This is a genomic window from Streptomyces sp. NPDC127129, assembly GCF_042671585.1.
GTDB lineage: Bacteria > Actinomycetota > Actinomycetes > Streptomycetales > Streptomycetaceae > Streptomyces.
This window is the reverse complement of record NZ_JBHXTV010000009.1, coordinates 96,135-114,712: the sequence shown is the minus strand read 5'-3', so window position 1 is coordinate 114,712 and position 18,578 is coordinate 96,135. Positions and strand designations below refer to the sequence as shown.

The following is an 18,578-nucleotide window of genomic DNA, read 5'->3' as shown; positions in this document are numbered from 1 at the left end:
CCTCTTGCGTTGTCCGGGAGTTCACGCCCTACTACGAGGGTGCCCGACATGAGCGAACCGACCCGACGAACGCTCCTGACGACGAGCGTCGCCTCCGCCCTTACCTTGGGAAGCGTGAGCTTCGCGCACGCGGCCGCCGCCCCCGAAGGCTCCTCCGACGGCTCTCCCGGCGGCGACCGGACGGAGACGGTCGGCGGCACGCTGCCGCCCGGCTCCCCCGACTATGTGTACCTCCCCGTCGAGATCCCCCGCGGAGTGCGCGAGATCCATGTCTCGTACACGTACGAGCGCCCCGCCGTTCCCGCCGGGACCCAGGGCAACGCCCTGGACATCGGCATCTTCGACCAGCGCGGCACCGAACTCGGGGGCAAGGGCTTCCGCGGGTGGTCGGGCGGGGCGCGCACGGAGTTCTTCCTCCGCGCGGACGCGGCGACACCCGGCTACGTCGCCGGCCCGCTGAAGGCCGGGACCTGGTTCGTCGTGCTCGCCCCGTACACGGTGGCCCCGCACGGGCTCACCTACTCGGTGACGATCACCCTGCGCTTCGGCGCCTCGCTGCCCACACCCAGGCCCGTGTACCCGCCCGAGCGGGCCGGGGGCCGGGGCAGGGCCTGGTACCGCGGCGACAGCCATCTGCACACCGTGCACTCGGACGGGCGCCGCACGCCCGCCGAGGTCGCCGCGCTCGCGCGCGCCGCCGGGCTCGACTTCCTCACCGCCACCGAGCACAACACCCATGCCGGGCACGGGGCGTGGGCCGAGGCCGCCGGGGACGACCTGCTGGTCCTGCTCGGCGAGGAGGTCACCACCCGCAACGGCCACGTCCTGGCCGTGGGGACGGACCCGGGCACGTTCGTGGACTGGCGCTACCGGGCGCGGGAGAATCGTTTCGGGCATTTCGCGCGCGAGATCCGCAGGGCGGGCGGCCTGGTCGTCCCGGCGCATCCGCACGCCACCTGCATCGGCTGCAACTGGAAGTTCGGCTTCGGCGACGCGGACGCGGTCGAGGTGTGGAACGGTCCCTACACCCCGGACGACGAGGTGTCGCTGGCCGGCTGGGACGCGGCGCTCGCGAAGGGCCGCTGGACCCCGGCGATGGGCAACTCCGACGCCCACCGCGACCCGGACCGCGTCGGGACCCCGCAGACCGTGGTCCTGGCCGACGAGCTGAGCCGGGAGGCGATCCTGGAGGGCCTGCGCGCGGGCCGTTCGTACGTCGCGGAGTCCTCGTCCGTCTCGGTCGACCTCTCGGTCACGGACGGCCGGGGGCGTTCGGCGGGCATCGGCGGGCGGCTGCGGGTGCCGGCGGACGAGCCGGTCACCGTCCGGCTGGCGGTGGGCGGCGCCCCGGCGGGCGGCACGGTCCGCCTCGTCACGGACCAGGGCGTGCTGCACACGGCGCCGGCGGCCGCGCAGCCGGTGGAGTGGGTGACGACGGCCGCGTACGCCTCCTACGTACGGGCCGAGGTACGGCACCCGGCGACGCTGCCGCCGCTGCCCGGCGCGCTGGCGGCCTTCACCAACCCCGTGTTCCTGGAGCTCCGCTGATCAGCCCTGGTACTCGCTGAGGTCGATCGCGTACACCCGCAGCGGGACGCCGAAGACCGGGTGGTCCGTCTCCCGCTCCGGGGTCATGCCGAGCTTGCGCATGACGTTCTCGGAGGCCCCGTTGGAGATGTGGGTGATGCTGACGACCCGCTCGAGGCCGCGGTCCTGGAGCGCGAACTCCAGGGCCGCGTGGGCGGCCTCGGAGGCGTATCCCTGCCCCCAGAAGGGCCGTCCGAGCCGCCAGCCGACCTCCACCTCGTGCCGCAGTTCGGGCAGGAACTCGGGCACGGAGAGTCCGGCGAAGCCGATCAGCTCTCCGGAGCCGAGGAGCTCGACGGCGAAGAGCCCGAAGCCCTCCTCGTCCCACTCCTCCTCCCACCGCTCGATGTCCTCGGCGGTCTGCTCCAGGTCGCGGGTCGATCCGTCGCCGATCCAGCGCATCACCTCGGGGTCGGCGTTGATCTCGGCCATGGGCACGAGGTCGTCGTCGGTCCAGCGGCGAAGGAGGAGGCGGGGCGTGAGGATCTCGGTCATGCCCTCATCGTCTCGCACCCTCGGCAACCGGCTCTCCACAGGCGCCGGCCGGACCGGCCGCAGGGAAATCCGCCTGTGCTGCCGTGGCCCGGCTGCTTGGATGAGCGGCATGCTGAGCCGACTCGAGACCTATTACGACACCGTCCCCCGATCCGCCGCCCGTACCGAGGAGTTCGGGCCGCTCACCCTCTTCGTACGGGAGGGAGAGGGGTGGCCGTACTACGCGCGGCCGACGCTCGGGCACACCGGGGAGGTGACGGCCGACGCGGTGGACCGCGTGCGCGCGCGACAGCGCGAGCTGGGCGCTCCCGAGGCGTTCGAGTGGGTGGCGGAGACGACCCCGGGGCTGCGCGCGGCCGTGGAGAAGAGCGGGCTCGTGGTGCACGAGCACCCGCTGATGGTCCTGGACGGGGAGCCCGCAGCGGTCACGACGCCCGAGGACGTCACCGTACGGATCGTGGGCGCCGGTGATGCCGTCCTGGAGTCGGCCGCCGCCGCGCCGTTCGCGGCCTTCGGGGTCGCCCCGGCGCCCGGGGCCGCCGCCAACCTGGCCGGCAGGATCGAGGCGGGGCTCACCCGGCTCGCCGCCGCGGTGGACGCGACGGGAACCGCCCTGTCCGCCGGGCAGTACCAGCCGGTCGGCCCGGTCGCGGAGGTCGTCGGCGTCGGCACCCTGCCGGACGCCCGCCGCCGCGGCCTGGGCCTCGCGGTGACCGCCGCACTGGTCGCCGACGCCCGGGCCGCGGGTGTGGAGACCGTCTTCCTCTCGGCGTCGGACGCGTCGGTGGCCCGGCTCTACGGGCGCCTCGGTTTCCGCACGGTCGGCACGGCGCTCATCGCGGAGCCGGCTTCCTGAGAAAAACTTCCCGGGACGTGTCACATCCGCGTCGCGCGCTCCGTCAGTGCGGTGAAGGCAACACGAACGGCACCACGCAACCGCTGAGGAGCGACCATGCTGCACGAGATCACCCCCCGGATGACCAACCCCGCCTACGTCCTGCCCGACGCCGGAGCCGCCATCCAGAGTCTGGTGAAGGCCACCCGTCAGGGCGGCGTCCCGGAGTCGACGCTGGAGCTCGTGCACCTGCGTGCCAGCCAGATCAACGGCTGCGGTTTCTGCGTCGACTACGGCGTCAAGTCCGCCCGGAAGGCGGGGATGAGCGACGAGAAGCTCTTCGCCGTCGCCGCCTGGCGCGAGGCGCCCTACTTCACGGACGAGGAGCGGGCCGCGCTGGCGCTCGCCGAGCACGCGACGCGGCTGGCCGACACCTCGGACGCCGTGCCGGACGCGGTGTGGGACGCGGCCGCCGACCACTTCGACGAGAAGCAGCTCTCGGCGATCGTGATGATGGTCGCCCTCACCAACCTGTTCAACCGGATCAACGTGACGATCAGGCAGCCGGCGGGCGTGGCTCTCTGAGCGGCGCCTCGCGCACCATCAGGACGTCGATCGGGTCCTCGGTCGACTCCACCGTGAACCCCTCGCGTTCGTAGAGGCGCTGGGCCCTGCTGCCCCGCACCACGACGAGCCGCACGGGGAGGGACTGCTCGTCCGCCCGGGCAAGCAGCTCCCGCAGGACCGCCGTCCCGAGGCCCGCACCCTGGGCCTCGGGGGCCAGGTAGAAGTGTTCGAGGTAGAGCCCGGGACCGTCGCCGTACGGGCGGAGCGTCACACAGCCCACGAGGGTCCCGTCGGCCTCGACGACCGAGGTGTGCTCCGTGGAGAAGCCGTCGCGCAGCCGCTGGCGCACCCGGTGCTCGTCGTAGCGGCCGAGCCGCACCAGATCGTCGCGCATCACGACCGCCCGCAGATCGGCGATCGGCTCCACGTCCTCGGCCCGACCGGGGCGCAGCGACCACATCGTTTCCGTGTACACGGACGCATCCTAGGAAGTGCCGGGCGCCACCTGGCACGGGGGCCGCTCGTTGGTGGGGGCATGAAGATGATCCGCAACCTCGCCCTGACCGGTCTCGCCGTCGCCGCGGGCCTCGGCGCCGCCGGGCCCGCCGCCGCCGGCACCACCGACCTCGGCAACGCCACGCTGCCGTCCGTCGTGCCGCTGAGCGGCCTTCTGGACCCCCAGGAGAAGCCCGCCTCCGCGGCCGACCTGCCGGCCGCCAACGCGACGGTGGAGCGGCTGCTCCCCGGCCGCTGACGGGGGCGGCGACGGACGAACGAGGTGGCGGGACCGGAAGACGGTCCCGCCACCTCGTTCGTCGTTCGACTCAGGGGTTCACACGGCTGGGGTTCATACAGCTCAGGGGTTCACACGGCTGGGGTTCAGTCCGCCACCACCAGCGACGGCGTCTCCTTCGTCAGCACCTCGCCCCGGAAGAACGCGGGGCTCCTGCGCTGCATCACCAGCATGATCACCAGGCCGACCAGCAGCAGCCCGACGCCGATCACGAAGACCGAGCCCACGCCGAGGACCGAGGAGCCGCTGCCGTAGGCCGGGTCCCACATGTCGTAGAGCGTCTTGCCGAAGACACCGGTGAGCAGGATGCCGCCGAGCACCGGGCACAGGCCCTTGTAGACGAAGTCCCGGCCGGAGCGGAAGAGCTCCCTGCGGAAGTACCAGGCGCAGGCGAACGCGGTCAGCGAGTAGTAGAAGCAGATCATCAGGCCGAGCGCGTAGATCGTGTCGACCAGGACGTTCTCGCTGACGAGGGTCATCACCGTGTAGAAGACGCCGGTGGCGACGCCCGCGATGACCGTGGCCTTGCCCGGGACCTTGAAGCGCGGGTCGACCTTGGCGAAGGACGCCGGGAGCGCCTCGTACGTCGACATCGCCAGCACTGTGCGGGCCACCGGGATGAACGTCGTCTGGAGGCTGGCCGCCGCGGAGGCGAGGACGGCGACGAAGAGCAGGATGCCGAGGGCCGGGCCCATGACCGGGCCGGCGAGGGCGGCGAAGACGTTGTCGGAGGTCTCCGGGTTGGCGAGGCCGAGGCCGCTGTCGCCGGAGCCGACGGCCATCTGCGCGGCGACGCCGGTGGCGAGGTAGGAGCCGACCAGGACGACCATCGCGATGAGGGCGGCGCGGCCGGGGGTCTTGGCGCTGCCCGTGGTCTCCTCGTTGGTCGCCATGCAGGCATCCCAGCCCCAGTACATGAAGATCGAGAGGGAGAGACCGGCCGTGAAGGCGGCGAAGGACTGGACGGCGAACGGGTTCATCCACTCCCAGGAGAAGGAGAGCCCGGTGTCGAAGGCGCCGCTGCCGGCCTTCTGGAAGGCCATCGCGACGAAGAGCGCGAGGACGACGAGCTGGAGACCGACGAGGGCGTACTGCACGCCCTTGGTGGCGGTCATGCCGCGGTAGCTGATCGCGGTCGCGACGGCGATGAGCACGAGGCAGGTGAGGATGTGGACGGCCTTGTTGTCGTCCAGGGCGGCGACGGAGTCGCTGCCGGTGATCTCGCCGGCGAGGAGCCAGAAGTACGAGGTCGCGACGCCGGCCAGGTTGGACAGGACGATGATCGTCGCGATGACGAGGCCCCAGCCGCACATCCAGCCGATCCGGGGGCCGAAGGCCTTGACCGTCCAGGTGAAGGAGGTGCCGCAGTCCGGCATCACCCGGTTGAGCTCCCGGTACGCGAAGGCGACGAGGAGCATCGGGAGGAAGCCCGCGAGGAAGATCGCGGGCATCTGGAGCCCGACCTCGCCGGCCGTGGAGCCGAGCGTGGAGGTCAGGCAGTAGACGGGGGCGACCGTCGAGATGCCGATGACGGCGCTTCCCATGAGCCCGACGGAGTTTCCGCCGAGCCCCTTGGTGCGTACGCCCTGGCTCTCACCCGAGGGGGTGACGCCCCTTACCGTGTCTCCGGCCTGGGGCCGTGCATCCACCTGAGTCATGAACAGGACGTTAAGTGCTGCGGTTTCCACATCCGGAGGACGCGAGTCCGAGACATTTGAGCGATCTTCACCTTGCATTGCGAGGGTGGCAACGCCATCTCGTCATTGATTGAAAGATCGACGACGGATCCGAACCGACCGATTGGTAGGCGTCTCAGGAGCTGTCCGATATGCGGGAACCGCAGCACTGTCCTTAATGTCCGTTTCCAAATTTTCCCGAAGAATTTTCCGGGCCGTGCGGGGAGGGCGTCAGCCCGGCCAGACCACCGCCTGCGTCTCGCTGTACGCGTGCAGGGCGTACGACCCCACGTCCCGTCCGACACCGCTCTTCTTGAACCCGCCGAACGGCGCCTCCATGTTCCGTCCGATGGTGTTCACCCCGACACCGCCCGCCCTCAGCCGGGCCGCGACGCGGAACGCGCGGGCCACGTCGCCCGACCACACGTAGTCGAGCAGCCCGTAGTCGCTGTCGTTCGCCAGCGCGATCCCCTCCTCCTCGTCGTCGAAGGGGACGACCACGACGACCGGGCCGAAGATCTCCTCCCGGACCACCCGCATGTCGTTCGTGCACTCCGCGAGCAGCGTCGGAGCCACGTAGAAGCCGCGCTCCACGGCCGGGCGCTCGCCGCCCGCGACCACCCGCGCGCCCTCCTTCCGCCCCAGCTCGACGTACGCCTCCACCCGGTCGCGGTGGGCCGCCGAGATCACCGGGCCGACGACCGTGCCCGGGACCGTCGGGTCGCCGACCTTCATGTACGCGAGATAGCCGGTCAGCTTCTCGATCAGCTGCTCGTGGATCCCGCGCTGGGCGAGGACCCGGGTCGGGGCCGTACAGATCTGTCCGCTGTAGAAGGAGAAGGTGGTGCCGATCCCCATCACCGCGGAGTCGAGGTCGGCGTCGTCGAAGACCAGCGCCGCGCCCTTCCCGCCCAGCTCCATCAGCTGCCGCTTCAGCGCCCGGCCGCAGACCTCGCCGATGCGCTGCCCGACCGCCGTGGATCCGGTGAAGGAGACCATGTCGACGGCCGGGGAGTCGACGGCCGCCTCGCCGACGGCCGTACTCGTCCCCGTGACGACGTTGACCACGCCGGCGGGGACCCCCGCCTCCTCCAGCGCCCGGGCCATCGCGAACACGGAGAGCGGGTCCTGCGGGGCGGGCTTCACCACGACCGTGTTGCCCATGGCGAGGGCCGGGGCGATCTTGCCGGCCGGGTTGGCCCAGGGGTTGTTGTACGAGGTGATGCAGCTGACCACCCCGACCGGGCGGCGCACCGCGACCGCGCCGAAGACCCCGGCCTTCCCCATGGGGCCCGCCTCGTTGATCTGCGGGGGCAGGGCCTGCTCGACCGGTTCCAGGGCGCCGCGCGCGTACCGGCGGAAGCGGGAGGAGCCGACGGCGACCTGCATGCCCCGCGCGGTCCCGGTGGTGGCCCCGGTCTCGGCCTGCGCGAGGACGGTGTGCGCGTCGGCGTCGCGGGCCATCAGGTCGGCGGCCCGGTCGAGGATCGCGGCGCGTTCCTCCGGTTTCGTGCGGGACCAGGTCGCGAAGGCCTCCCGGGCGGCCTCGGCCGCCTCGTACACCTGGTCGCGGGAGGCCTCGGGCGCGAGCCCGACGACCTCCTCGGTGGCCGGGTTGACCACCTCGTAGTGCCCGCCGTCGGGCTCGACCCACTCGCCGCCGATGAACAGTCGCTGCGTCACCGTGTGGACACCGTCCTCGTGTCACGGCCCGAGCGCAGCACCCTGCCGGGGATCGCGCCGGTCACCTCGTCGTCGCGGATGGTCTCCACGCCGTTGACGCGGACGGAGACGATGCCGACCGCCCGCGAATCGAGCCGGGGACTGCCGCCCGGCAGGTCGTGCACCAGGGTCGCCGGGCCCGCGTCGATCCGCTCGGGGTCGAAGAGGACCAGGTCGGCATGGAACCCCTCGGCGATCCGCCCGCGCTCGCGCAGCCCGAAGAGCCGGGCCGGGTCGTCGCTGAGCATCTTCACCGCCTGCTCCAGCGGGAGCAGCTTCCGGCCGCGCAGACAGTCGCCGAGGAAGCGGGTGGTGTAGGGGGCGCCGCACATGCGGTCCAGGTGCGCGCCCGCGTCCGAGCCGCCGAGCATCACGTCCTCGTGCTCCCAGGTCTCGCGGCGCAGCGCCCAGGAGGCCGGGTCGTTGTCGCTGGGCATCGGCCACAGCACGGTCTTCAGCTCGTCGTTGGCGCAGATCTCGACGAGGCACTGGAACGGGTCCTGGCCGCGCTCGGCGGCGATGTCGCCCACGACCCGCCCGCTGAGGCCCTCGTTCTCGCGGCTGTAGGTGTCGCCGATGACGTACCGGCCGAAGTGCGCGAGGCGGCGGAAGACACCGGCCTCCTTGGAGTCGGCGCGGCGCAGCATCTCGGCCCGGACCTCCGGGTCACGGAGCCTGGCGATCCGCTCGGGCACGGGAAGCGCCAGGATCTCGCCCCAGCCCGGGATGAGGTTGAGGGCGCAGAACGTGCCGAGCGACATGTTCATGGGGGTGAGGATCGGCATGGTGAGCGCGACGATCCGGCCGCCGGACTTGCGGGCGCGTTCGGAGGCGACGAGCTGGCGCGGGACCCGTTCGGGGACGGCGGCGTCGATGGTGAGGACGTTCCAGTTCAGGGGGCGGCCGGCGGCGGCCGTCATGTCGACGAAGAGGTCGATCTCCTCGTCGGAGAACTGGTCGAGGCAGCCGGCGAGGATCGCTTCGAGCTGGGTGCCCTCGTGCTCGCCGACCGCCGCGGAGAGCGCGATCAGCTCGGCGGGCGTGGCGTGCCGGGAGGCGACCGGGGAGCCGTCGCCGTCGGAGTGCGTGGAGGACTGGGTGGTGGACAGGCCCCAGGCACCGGACTCCATCGCCTCGTGGAGCAGCGCCGTCATCCGGTCGAGCTGCTCGGGCGTGGGCTGCCCGCCGACGGCCTCCGCGCCCATCACGTACCGGCGCAGGGCGCAGTGCCCGACCATGAAGCCCGCGTTGACGGCGATCCGTCCTTCGAGGGCGTCGAGGTACTGGCCGAAGGAGGACCAGCTCCAGTCGACGCCCTCCTCCAGGGCCTTGAGGGCCATGCCCTCGACCTTGGACATCATGCGGCGTGTGTAGTCGGCGTCCTCGGGCCGGTCCGGGTGGAGGGGCGCGAGGGTGAAGCCGCAGTTGCCGCCGGCGACGGTGGTGACGCCGTGGTTCATGGAGGGGGTGGCGAAGGGGTCCCAGAAGAGCTGTGCGTCGTAGTGGGTGTGGGGATCGACGAAGCCGGGGGCGAGGACGAGGCCGGTGGCGTCCTCGGTGGTGCGGGCGGTGGCGTCCGCTCCGGCGAAGACGATCCTTCCGTCGCGTATGCCGATGTCGGCGACGAAGGCGGGGGCGCCGGTGCCGTCCACGACGGTGGCGCCCTTGATCAGGTGGTCGAGCATGACGGTCCCTTTCTGCACATGAACACGCCCCGGCCGGGGACGCGGTAGCCGGCCGCGGCTACGACGTCCCCGGCCGGGGCCGGTACGGAACGGTGGTCCGGGAAGACACCGCCCCGCGCTCGTGACGGTCGGGGAGCTCCCCGGCCCGGAGGGCGGGCCCCCGTCAGGACGTCGCGGCCTGGCGGAAGCGGGTCGTGCGGTGGACCGGGTCCGTGTCGATCTCGGGGATCACGTGCTCACCGATCAGCTTGACCGTGTTCATCGTGTCCTCGTAGCTGATCCCGATCGGCAGGCCGAAGGACAGCTGGTCGGCGCCCGCCTGCTCCCAGCGCTTGCACTGGGTGAGGACCTCCGACGGGTCGCCGCAGATCATCAGCTCTTCCTGGATGAGGAGTTCGATGATCTCGGCCGAGTACTCGGGCAGCAGCTCCGGCCACTCGGGGATGCCCTCGGGCCGGGGGAAGGTGTCGTGGTAGCGGAAGAGCAGCGACTGCAGGTAGTTGAGGCCGCCGCCGACGGCGATCTCGACCGCCTTGTCGTGCGTCTCGGCGCAGATCGCGGTCGAGGTGACCATCACGTTGTCGTTGACGAAGTCGCCGACCGCCTTGGCCTCCTTGATGGCCGTCTTGTACGACTCGACGACCCACTCCATGTCGGAGACCTTCTGCACGCTGAATCCGAGGACGCCGAGCCCCTTCCGGCCGGCCATCGCGTACGAGGAGGGCGAGCCGGCCGCGTACCACATGGCCGGGTGGGACTTCCCGTACGGCTTGGGCAGGACCTTGCGCGGCGGCAGCGACCAGTGCTTGCCCTGGAAGCCGACGTACTCGTCCTGGAGCCACATCTTGGGGAACTCGGCGATCGTCTCCTCCCAGATCTCCTTCGTGTGGTTCATGTCGGTGATGCCCGGCATGAACCCGAGGATCTCGTGGGAGCCCGCCCCGCGGCCCGAGCCGAACTCGAAGCGGCCCTGGGAGAGATGGTCGAGCATGGCGACCTTCTCGGCGACCTTGACCGGGTGGTTCACCGGCGCCAGCGGGTTGAAGATGCCGGAGCCGAGGTGGATCCGGTCGGTGGCGTGGGCGAGGTAGCCGAGGTAGACGTCGTTCGCCGAGAGGTGCGAGTACTCCTCCAGGAAGTGGTGCTCGGAGGCCCAGGCGTACTTGAACCCGGACCTGTCGGCCTGGATGACGTACTCGGTCTCCTCCATCAGCGCCTTGTGCTCGGCCTCGGGATCGGTCTCGGCGCGCTTGCCGACGTATCCCTGTACGAAGATCCCGAATTCCAAGGGGGTTCACCGTCCTCGTTGTTTCTGACGTACCGTCAGATTCTCGATGTGCCCGACTTTCGCACCGTGCGGCAGGTGCGTCAATACCTGATGGAACGTCAGAACCATTCAGAAGAGCTTGACGCCGGCAAGCCAGCCGCCGTCGATGACGAACGGCTGCCCCGTGATGTAGGACGAGTCCCCGGCGGTCAGGAAGAGCGCGAGCGCCGCCACCTCCTCGGGCTTCCCGATCCGGCCCATCGGCACCAGCTGCCGGTACAGCCCGGCCGTCGCCTCCGGGTCGACGCCCTCCGGGTTGCTCATCGGGGTGTCGATCGCCCCCGGGCAGACCGCGTTGACCCGGATGCCCTTCGCCGCCAGCTCCAGCGCGGCGACGCGGGTGAGGCCGAGCACGGCGTGCTTGGTCGCCGCGTACGCGCCGACGCCCACCATGCCCGTCAGACCCGTGTACGAGGCGGTGTTGACGATCGTGCCGCCGCCGGCCGCCTCGATCTCGGGCGCGACCGTCCGGATCCCCAGGAAGCAGCCGACCTGGTTGACCGAGACGATCGCCTGGAACTCCTCCAGGGGCGTGGAGACCAGCTCGTTGAAGCGCAGGATGCCCGCGTTGTTCACCAGGCCGTCGATCCGCCCGAAGCGCTCCTTGGCGACGGCGACCGCCGTCGTCCAGTCCTCCTCGCGCGTGACGTCGAGGTGGACGTAGACCGCGCGCTCCTCCCCCAGCTCCTTCGCCAGCGCCTCGCCGGGAGCGTCGAGCACGTCGGCGAGGACGACCCGCGCCCCCTCGGCGGCGAAGAGCCGCGCCTCCTGCTCGCCCTGACCGCGCGCCGCGCCGGTGACGACGACGACCCGCCCGTCCAGCTTGCCCATGTCCGTCCACTCCTCAGCTCAGGTGGGGGGCGACCTCGGCGGCGAACGCCGCCATCTGATCGGTGAGTTCGGTACGGCTCCGGGAGCGGAACCGGACCTGGATCTGATGCACGCCCATCTCTCCGTACGCGTTCAGCGACTCGGCGAGGGCCTCCGGCTTGCCGGAGAGCGTGCGCCGGCCGACGTCCCAGCCGGCCTCGCCGACGTACAGGGCCTCGACGATCGCCCCGACGGTGATCGGGTCCTCGATGCCGGCCTCCTCGCGCAGGCTCCCGAGCCGGGCGATCTGGGCCGGGAGCCTGTCCCTCGGGTCGCCCTGCGGCAGCCAGCCGTCCCCCTTGAGGGCGGCGCGGCGCACGGCGGCCGGCGAGGAGCCGCCCACCCAGACGGGCACCCGCTCCTGGGCGGGCCGGGGCAGCTGCCCGAGGTCCTTGAAGACGAACCGCTCGCCGGTGTGCTCCGGGTACTCCTCCGGACCGAGCGCCGCCCGGAGCGCGTCGATCGTCTCGTCGAGCACGCCCCCGCGCCCGGCGAAGTCCGCCCCGACGGCCTCGAACTCCTCCTGGACGTGCCCGGCCCCGACCCCGAGGACCAGGCGGCCGCCGGAGAGGTGGTCGAGGGTCGCGTACGCCTTGGCGGTCACCAGGGGGTGACGCAGACCGACGACGGCGACGTGCGAGAGCAGCCGGACGCGTTCGGTCGCGGCGGCCAGGAAGGAGAGCGTGGCGACGGGGTCGTACCAGACGGTGCTCATGGGCCCGGCGAGGCGGCGCGGGATGGCGACGTGGTCGCAGCTCGCGATGTAGTCGAAGCCGGACCGGTCGGCGACGCGGGCGACCTCCACCAGGTCGGCGGGGCCCGCGGCGGCCTCCCAGGGCTCGGCGTAGAGGGTGCTCTGCGACTGGACCGGGAGCTGCATCCCGTAGACGACCATGGCGGGCCCCTTCAATCTGACGATCCATCAGGTACGAGCGGACGGGGCCAATGCTCGTACCTGACGGTTCATCAGACAAGGGGCGTGCGGGGGTCAGGCTCCGGGCCAGAGCCCGTCCGGGGTCAGCCCGAGCAGCTCGATCGCGTTGCCGCGCACGATCCGCTCCACCACGTCCGGCGCCAGGTGCCCCATCTGTGCCTCGCCGACCTCGCGCGACTTCGGCCAGGTGGAGTCGGAGTGCGGGTAGTCCGTCTCGTAGAGGACGTTCCCGACACCGATCGCGTCGAGGTTCTTCAGGCCGAAGGCGTCGTCGAAGAAACAGCCGTAGACGTGCTCGGCGAAGAGCTCCGACGGCGGGCGCAGCACCTTGTCGGCGACACCGCCCCAGCCGCGGTTCTCCTCCCAGACGACGTCGGCGCGCTCCAGGATGTACGGGATCCAGCCGATCTGGCCCTCGGCGTACATGATCCTCAGATTGGGGAAGCGCTCGAACTTCCCGCTCATCAGCCAGTCCACCATCGAGAAGCAGCAGTTGGCGAAGGTGATGGTGGAGCCGACGGCGGGCGGGGCGTCGGCGGAGGTGGACGGCATCCGGCTGGAGGAGCCGATGTGCATGGCGACGACGGTTCCGGTCTCGTCGCAGGCGCGAAGGAACGGGTCCCAGTAGTCGGTGTGGACCGACGGGAGCCCGAGGTGCGGCGGGATCTCGGAGAAGGCGACGGCACGCACCCCGCGGGCGGCGTTGCGCCGCACCTCCTCGGCGGCCAGCTCGGCGTCCCACAGGGGTATGAGGGTGAGCGGGATCAGCCGCCCGCGGGCCTCGGGCCCGCACCACTCCTCCACCATCCAGTCGTTGTACGCGCGGACGCCGAGGAGACCGAGCTCACGGTCGCCCGCCTCGGTGAAGGTCTGCCCGCAGAAGCGCGGGAAGGTGGGGAAGCAGAGCGCGGACTGGACGTGGTTGACGTCCATGTCGGCCAGCCGGTCGGGGACGCTGTACGAGCCGGGGCGCATCTGCTCGTAGGTGATGACCTCGAGCCTGATCTCGTCCCGGTCGTAGCCGACGGCGGTGTCGAGACGGGTGAGCGGCCGGTGCAGGTCCTCGTACACCCACCAGTCGCCGATGGGTCCGTCGTCGCCCTTGGCACCCATGACGGGTGCGAACTTTCCGCCGAGGAAGGTCATTTCCTTCAAGGGCGCGCGGACGATCCGGGGTCCGGTGTCGCGGTACCTGGACGGGAGCCGGTCCCGCCAGACGTGAGGCGGCTCCACGGTGTGGTCGTCCACCGAGATGATCTTCGGGAAGGTCTCCATGCGTTTCACGGTAGCGCCGATCTGACGACCCGTCAGCTCCTTGGTCGGCCGAATCATGTGGCAGGACTTGTGCAGACAGTGACCCGATGCTGACGCATCCCCTCCGGGCAAGGCAGACTGTCAGGGGCGAAACCAGCGGTACGGCAGGGGGAGCTATGGACCGTGAGAACGGCCCGCACGTTCCGGAGCAGCGAGCTCCGCTGACAGGTCGCGTCCGCACGGACGACCTGCGCTTCAGTGTGCTCGGCCCGGTACGCGCCTGGCGGGACGGCACCGCCCTCCCCTCCGGCTCACCCCAGCAACGGGCCCTGCTCGCCGCGCTGCTCCTGCGCGACGGGCGCACGGCCACGGCCGGCGAGTTGATCGACGCCATCTGGGGCGAGGAGTCCCCCTCGCAGGCGCTGGCGGCGGTACGGACGTACGCCTCCCGGCTGCGCAAGGTCCTCGACGCCGGAGTGCTGGTCAGCGAGTCGGGCGGCTACGCCATCCGCACCGCCGACGCGGGCGCGCTGGACCTGAACGTCGCCCAGGAGCTGGCCGCCGAGGCCGACAAGCTGCGGGGCGCGGGCGACCGCGCGGCGGCCAGGTCCCGGCTGAACAAGGCCCTCGGACTGTGGGACGGCGAGGCGCTGGCCTCCGTACCGGGTCCGTACGCCGAGACGCAGCGGGTACGCCTGGAGGAGTGGCGGCTGCAGCTCCTGGAGACCCGGCTCGACATGGACCTGGAGGCCGGGGCGCACGCGGAGGCCGTCTCCGAGCTGACCGCGCTGACCGCCGCCCACCCGCTGCGCGAGCGCCTGCGCGAACTGCTGATGCTGGCCCTCTACCGCAGCGGCCGGCAGGCCGAGGCGCTGGCCGTCTACGCCGACACGCGCCGGCTCCTCGCAGACGAGCTGGGCGTCGACCCGAACCCGGAGCTCTCCCGCCTCCAGCAGCGGATCCTCCAGGCCGACACCGAACTGGCCCGGCCGGTGGAGGAATCGGCTCCGGCGCCGGTCGTCTCCCGGCCCGCGCAGCTCCCGGCCACGGTCCCGGACTTCACCGGCCGCAACTCCTTCGTACGGGAGCTGGGCAGCCGACTGGCCACGGCGGAGGGCTCCGTGATGGCCGTGTCGGCGCTGGCGGGCATCGGCGGCGTCGGCAAGACGACGCTCGCCGTGCACGTGGCGCACGAGGCACGGCCGCACTTCCCCGACGGACAGCTCTACGTCGACCTCCAGGGCGCGGGCGCCCGCGCGGCGGCCCCCGAGACGGTCCTCGGCGCGTTCCTGCGGGCCCTCGGCACACCCGACTCCGCGATCCCCGACTCGCTGGACGAGCGGGCGGCGCTCTACCGCTCGACGCTGGACGGCCGGCGGGTCCTGGTACTGCTCGACAACGCGCGGGACGCGGCCCAGATCCGTCCCCTCCTGCCCGGCACCGCGGGCTGCGCGGCGCTGGTGACCAGCCGCATCCGGATGGTGGACCTGGCCGGGGCGCACCTGGTGGACCTGGACGTCATGTCGCCGGAGGAGGCGCTCCAGCTCTTCACCCGGATCGTCGGCGAGGAGCGCGTCTCGGCGGAACGGGAAGCGGCCCTCGACGTGGTCGCCGCGTGCGGCTTCCTCCCGCTGGCGATCCGTATCGCGGCCTCCCGGCTGGCGGCCCGCCGCACCTGGACGGTGGCGGTCCTGGCGGCCAAGCTCGCCGACGAGCGGCGCCGCCTGGACGAACTCCAGGCGGGCGACCTCGCGGTCAAGGCCACCTTCGAACTCGGCTACGGCCAGCTGGAACCGGCCCAGGCCCGCGCCTTCCGCCTCCTCGGCCTGGCCGACGGCCCGGACATCTCCCTCGCGGCGGCGGCGGCCGTCCTCGACCTGGAACTCCACGACACGGAGGACCTCCTGGAGGCCCTGGTCGACACCTCCCTCCTGGAGTCGGCGGCCCCGGGCCGCTACCGGTACCACGACCTGGTGCGGCTCTACGCGCGTGCGTGCGCGGAGCGGGACGAACAGCCGCCGGTGGAAAGGGAGCTGGCGCTGTCGCGGCTGCTGGACTTCTACCTGTCGACGGCGGCCCGGGTGTACGCGATCGAACGGCCGGGCGAGCGGGTCCTGGACCACTTCGAGCGCACCCAGTACCCCGGTCTCGTCTTCGCCACGCAGGAAGCCGCCCTGGACTGGCTGTTCACCGAGGCCAACGGGCTCCTCGCCTGTGCCCGCCAGTCCGCAGGCAACGGACTTCTCCGCCGCGCCGCGGACCTGCTGATGGCCGCCGTCGACCTCGCCGAGTCGGGGGCGAACACCCACCAGTTCGCCCAGGCGGCCACGACCGTCAGCGAAGCCGCGGCGAAGGCCGGTGAGATGCGGGCGGAGGCCCGGTCCCGGACGATGCTCACCCATGTGCACAGCACCTCGGGACGGTTCGGCGAGGCCGCCGACGAGGCCCGCCGCGCCCTGGAAGCCGGCCTCGCGGCCGGCGACCCCGTCTCGTCCGCCCAGGCGCCCAACCAGCTGGGCATCATCGCCCTCTACGAGAGCCGTCACACGGACGCGGAGACCCATCTCTCGCAGGCGCTCGCCGCGTTCAGGGCGGACCAGAACAAGCCCGGGGAGGCCAGCGCCCTGTGCAACCTGTCCCGGGTGCACCTCGCCATGGGCCGGACCGCCAGCGCGGTCGAGCTGGCCCGCCAGGGGATCGCGATCTACGAGGAGGCGGACGACGGTCTGCCGCTTCGCCTCGCCAACGGCAAGTACGCGCTGGGCCTCGCACTCACCGAGGCCGGCGAGACCGGGCAGGCGCGCGCCGTCCTCACCGAGGCGCTGAACGTCTTCCAGGAGAGCCGGCAGAAGCTGTGGCACGGCATGACGCTGTTCCGGCTCGCCGAGGTCAACCTCGCCGAGCGCAAGGCCGCGTCGGCGGCGTCCCACGCGGAGCAGGCCCTCGCCGTCCTGCACGGGATCGGCGGCGAGTGGCGGCGGGCCAACGTCCTGACGGTGCTGGGGCGCGGTCTGTCGGCGCTGGGGCAGATCGACCGGGCACGTGTGTGCTGGCGGGAGGCTCTGACGGTCTTCGAGGAGCTCGCCTCCCCCGAGGCCGGGGACGTCCGCACGCTGCTGCACCCGGCCGCGGTTGCGTGACCGCACCAGGTCGTTCATCAATCGTTTATCGCCGCACGGCACTCTCATGCATGTCGATCCGCCGCGTCGGGGGGCAGACGGATCGCGATGAGGCCCCACCGTTAGGGTGATCGGCCCTGGACGTCCCACCCGGCGATCCACGGGGGAATCGCCGGGCGGGCGTCGCTCTCGCCACGTCCATCAGCTACAGGAGATGACCTTCATGGCCGACAACCTCAAGCCCACTGACGCCCACGCCACGGGCGAGGAGATCACCACGCTGGACGCGCACGCGACGAGCGAGCCGATCAAGCCGCTGGACGCCCACGCGACGAGCGAGCCGGTCAAGCCCGTCAAGCCGCTGGACGCCCACGCGACCGGTGAGCCCATCAAGTAGCGACCCGGGCCGGCCCACGGGGGAACGAGGGGCCGGCTCGCGACGGGGGACGGCCCCGGCGGCGCCATCGGGGGAGCCGCCGAAGCCGTGACCGTCCGGAATGCCGAAGGCAAAGGCTCGGGGGACGTCCGACGGCCGGGGGGACCGGTCGGGCAGAGCCTGTCGCGTCGGGCGACCGGACGGTGAGGAGGGGCCGGGCATCCGCCCGGCCCCTCTCGCGTCGGCTACGGGATCCCGGCCAATCCCTCGCCCTCACGTGGCCGGAATGTCACGCAACCGTCGAACTGACGTTCTCGATCGCACAGGCTGGAACGGCACGCACGCCCCTGCCCGCACAAGGAGTCGCCATGTCCCGCACCGCACGCTTCCTGGCCGGAGCCTTCATCGCCGCGATGTTCACCGCCGGCACGGCGACCCCGGCCCTGGCGGACTTCCACGCCACAGGGACCGGTCCCCAGGACTTCCACGCCACGAGCACGGGGCCCCAGGACTTCCACGCCACGAGCACGGGGCCCCAGGACTTCCACGCGACGGGCGCCGGGCCCCAGGACTTCCACGCGACCTGACCCGCACGCCACAAGGGGCCTGGACCGTACGTCGGTTCAGCCCCCTGCTCGTCCGCCGAACGGCCCCGAACCCCGCGGCTGCGGGCTCAGCGCGCGTACGTCCCCAGCCCCACCAGGCAGTACACGTACTCGTTCACCGTCGCCCCGTTGATCGTGTAGCGGTGCGAGAAGGCGTACTGCGTCTTCGGGTTGGCATTGCAGCGGTTCAGGTCCGAGGTCAGCGGGAACGTCTGGATCACCCGGTAGTGCGCGTCCGAGGCCGAGCAGTCCACCTCGTCGATGTCGCTCACGCTCTGCGCCGTCGTCGAGTCCGGGAGCGTGCCGTTGAGGCAGGTGCCCTTCGTGTACGGGTCCGGCGGGGCCTCCGTCGTCGCCGTGGGGACCGGGTCGGTCGTCGGGAACGGGGACGGGGTCGCCGTGGTGGCGGCCGGCGGCGAGCCCGCCGTCGGCGTCTCGTCGTCACCGTCGTTCGTGAGGACGAGCGCCGCGATCACCGCGCCGATCACGCCCAGCGTCACCAGGCAGCCCCACGGACTGGCCTTGCGCGGGGCCTGGGCCGGGCCGGCGACCTGGATGCGCAGGAGCACCGTGCCGGCGCCGACCTGCGCCGGGATCAGGTCGCCGTGGCGGCACGGCGGGATCCGGATGTGCGCGGGACCGGTCGGCAGCGTGAGGGTGAGGGTCACCCCCGTGGCCGCCTGCTGCGGGGTCAGGGTTATCGGGAGTTCGGGAGACGACACCGGCTGCTCCA

Annotated in this window: 17 protein-coding genes; 7 read left to right on the top strand and 10 right to left on the bottom strand. The window is 71.9% G+C overall.

Annotated features, from left to right (window positions below):
• Positions 1-48 precede the first annotated feature (48 nt).
• Positions 49-1,548, top strand: a complete 1,500-nt coding sequence (locus ACFVGW_RS18895; RefSeq protein WP_385852773.1) for a CehA/McbA family metallohydrolase — start codon at positions 49-51, stop codon at positions 1,546-1,548.
• Here ACFVGW_RS18895 and ACFVGW_RS18890 read toward each other — a convergent pair whose 3' ends face one another.
• Positions 1,549-2,082, bottom strand: coding sequence for a GNAT family N-acetyltransferase (locus tag ACFVGW_RS18890; RefSeq protein ID WP_383222787.1), 534 nt, complete (start codon positions 2,080-2,082; stop codon positions 1,549-1,551).
• Between the two features lie 100 nt (positions 2,083-2,182).
• Between ACFVGW_RS18890 and ACFVGW_RS18885 the strand changes: the two genes are divergently transcribed.
• The gene (locus tag ACFVGW_RS18885) at positions 2,183-2,938 is read left to right on the top strand and encodes a GNAT family N-acetyltransferase (RefSeq protein ID WP_385852905.1); all 756 of its coding nucleotides are present in this window, start codon (positions 2,183-2,185) and stop codon (positions 2,936-2,938) included.
• A gap of 96 nt (positions 2,939-3,034) precedes the next feature.
• Complete coding sequence (locus tag ACFVGW_RS18880; RefSeq protein WP_352187133.1) at positions 3,035-3,502, top strand: carboxymuconolactone decarboxylase family protein; 468 nt, start codon at positions 3,035-3,037, stop codon at positions 3,500-3,502.
• Here the strand turns inward: ACFVGW_RS18880 and ACFVGW_RS18875 are convergent.
• Entirely contained in the window at positions 3,474-3,944 is a 471-nt protein-coding gene (locus ACFVGW_RS18875) for a GNAT family N-acetyltransferase (protein WP_383223023.1), read from the bottom strand. The genes ACFVGW_RS18880 and ACFVGW_RS18875 overlap by 29 nt on opposite strands.
• Before the next feature lie 75 nt (positions 3,945-4,019).
• Between ACFVGW_RS18875 and ACFVGW_RS18870 the strand changes: the two genes are divergently transcribed.
• Entirely contained in the window at positions 4,020-4,238 is a 219-nt protein-coding gene (locus ACFVGW_RS18870; protein ID WP_385852772.1) for a hypothetical protein, read from the top strand.
• Positions 4,239-4,363: 125 nt separating this feature from the next.
• Here ACFVGW_RS18870 and ACFVGW_RS18865 read toward each other — a convergent pair whose 3' ends face one another.
• The 7 genes from ACFVGW_RS18865 to ACFVGW_RS18835 form a co-directional block, all read right to left on the bottom strand.
• Positions 4,364-5,935 (bottom strand): APC family permease, encoded by a 1,572-nt coding sequence (locus ACFVGW_RS18865; RefSeq protein WP_383222782.1) that lies wholly within the window; start codon positions 5,933-5,935, stop codon positions 4,364-4,366.
• A gap of 249 nt (positions 5,936-6,184) precedes the next feature.
• Positions 6,185-7,636: an aldehyde dehydrogenase family protein gene (locus tag ACFVGW_RS18860; RefSeq protein WP_385852771.1), complete on the bottom strand. Its 1,452-nt coding sequence runs from the start codon at positions 7,634-7,636 to the stop codon at positions 6,185-6,187.
• The gene (locus tag ACFVGW_RS18855; protein ID WP_385852770.1) at positions 7,633-9,360 is read right to left on the bottom strand and encodes an amidohydrolase family protein; all 1,728 of its coding nucleotides are present in this window, start codon (positions 9,358-9,360) and stop codon (positions 7,633-7,635) included. Before ACFVGW_RS18855 ends, ACFVGW_RS18860 begins: the two co-directional genes overlap by 4 nt.
• A 163-nt stretch (positions 9,361-9,523) precedes the next feature.
• Positions 9,524-10,648, bottom strand: a complete 1,125-nt coding sequence (locus ACFVGW_RS18850) for an LLM class flavin-dependent oxidoreductase (protein WP_385852769.1) — start codon at positions 10,646-10,648, stop codon at positions 9,524-9,526.
• 108 nt (positions 10,649-10,756) lie between these two features.
• Entirely contained in the window at positions 10,757-11,518 is a 762-nt protein-coding gene (locus ACFVGW_RS18845) for an SDR family NAD(P)-dependent oxidoreductase (RefSeq protein WP_385852768.1), read from the bottom strand.
• 13 nt (positions 11,519-11,531) lie between these two features.
• Complete coding sequence (locus ACFVGW_RS18840; RefSeq protein WP_385852767.1) at positions 11,532-12,452, bottom strand: LLM class F420-dependent oxidoreductase; 921 nt, start codon at positions 12,450-12,452, stop codon at positions 11,532-11,534.
• Positions 12,453-12,545: 93 nt separating this feature from the next.
• A complete protein-coding gene (locus tag ACFVGW_RS18835; RefSeq protein WP_383222769.1) occupies positions 12,546-13,766 on the bottom strand; it encodes an amidohydrolase family protein in 1,221 nt (406 codons plus the stop codon).
• A gap of 155 nt (positions 13,767-13,921) precedes the next feature.
• Here ACFVGW_RS18835 and ACFVGW_RS18830 point away from each other — a divergent pair, with 155 nt between their 5' ends.
• The 3 genes from ACFVGW_RS18830 (at position 13,922) to ACFVGW_RS18820 (ending at position 17,827) form a co-directional block, all read left to right on the top strand.
• Positions 13,922-16,885 carry a BTAD domain-containing putative transcriptional regulator gene (locus ACFVGW_RS18830; RefSeq protein ID WP_385852766.1) on the top strand — a complete coding sequence of 988 codons (2,964 nt, stop codon included), beginning with the start codon at positions 13,922-13,924 and terminating at the stop codon, positions 16,883-16,885.
• Between the two features lie 202 nt (positions 16,886-17,087).
• Positions 17,088-17,261, top strand: coding sequence for a hypothetical protein (locus tag ACFVGW_RS18825; RefSeq protein WP_383222766.1), 174 nt, complete (start codon positions 17,088-17,090; stop codon positions 17,259-17,261).
• A 347-nt stretch (positions 17,262-17,608) separates the two neighbouring features.
• Positions 17,609-17,827 (top strand): hypothetical protein, encoded by a 219-nt coding sequence (locus ACFVGW_RS18820; protein WP_385852765.1) that lies wholly within the window; start codon positions 17,609-17,611, stop codon positions 17,825-17,827.
• Between the two features lie 86 nt (positions 17,828-17,913).
• On the opposite strand, the gene ACFVGW_RS18815 is transcribed toward ACFVGW_RS18820, so the two are convergent.
• Positions 17,914-18,567, bottom strand: coding sequence for a hypothetical protein (locus tag ACFVGW_RS18815; RefSeq protein ID WP_385852764.1), 654 nt, complete (start codon positions 18,565-18,567; stop codon positions 17,914-17,916).
• Positions 18,568-18,578: the final 11 nt, after the last annotated feature.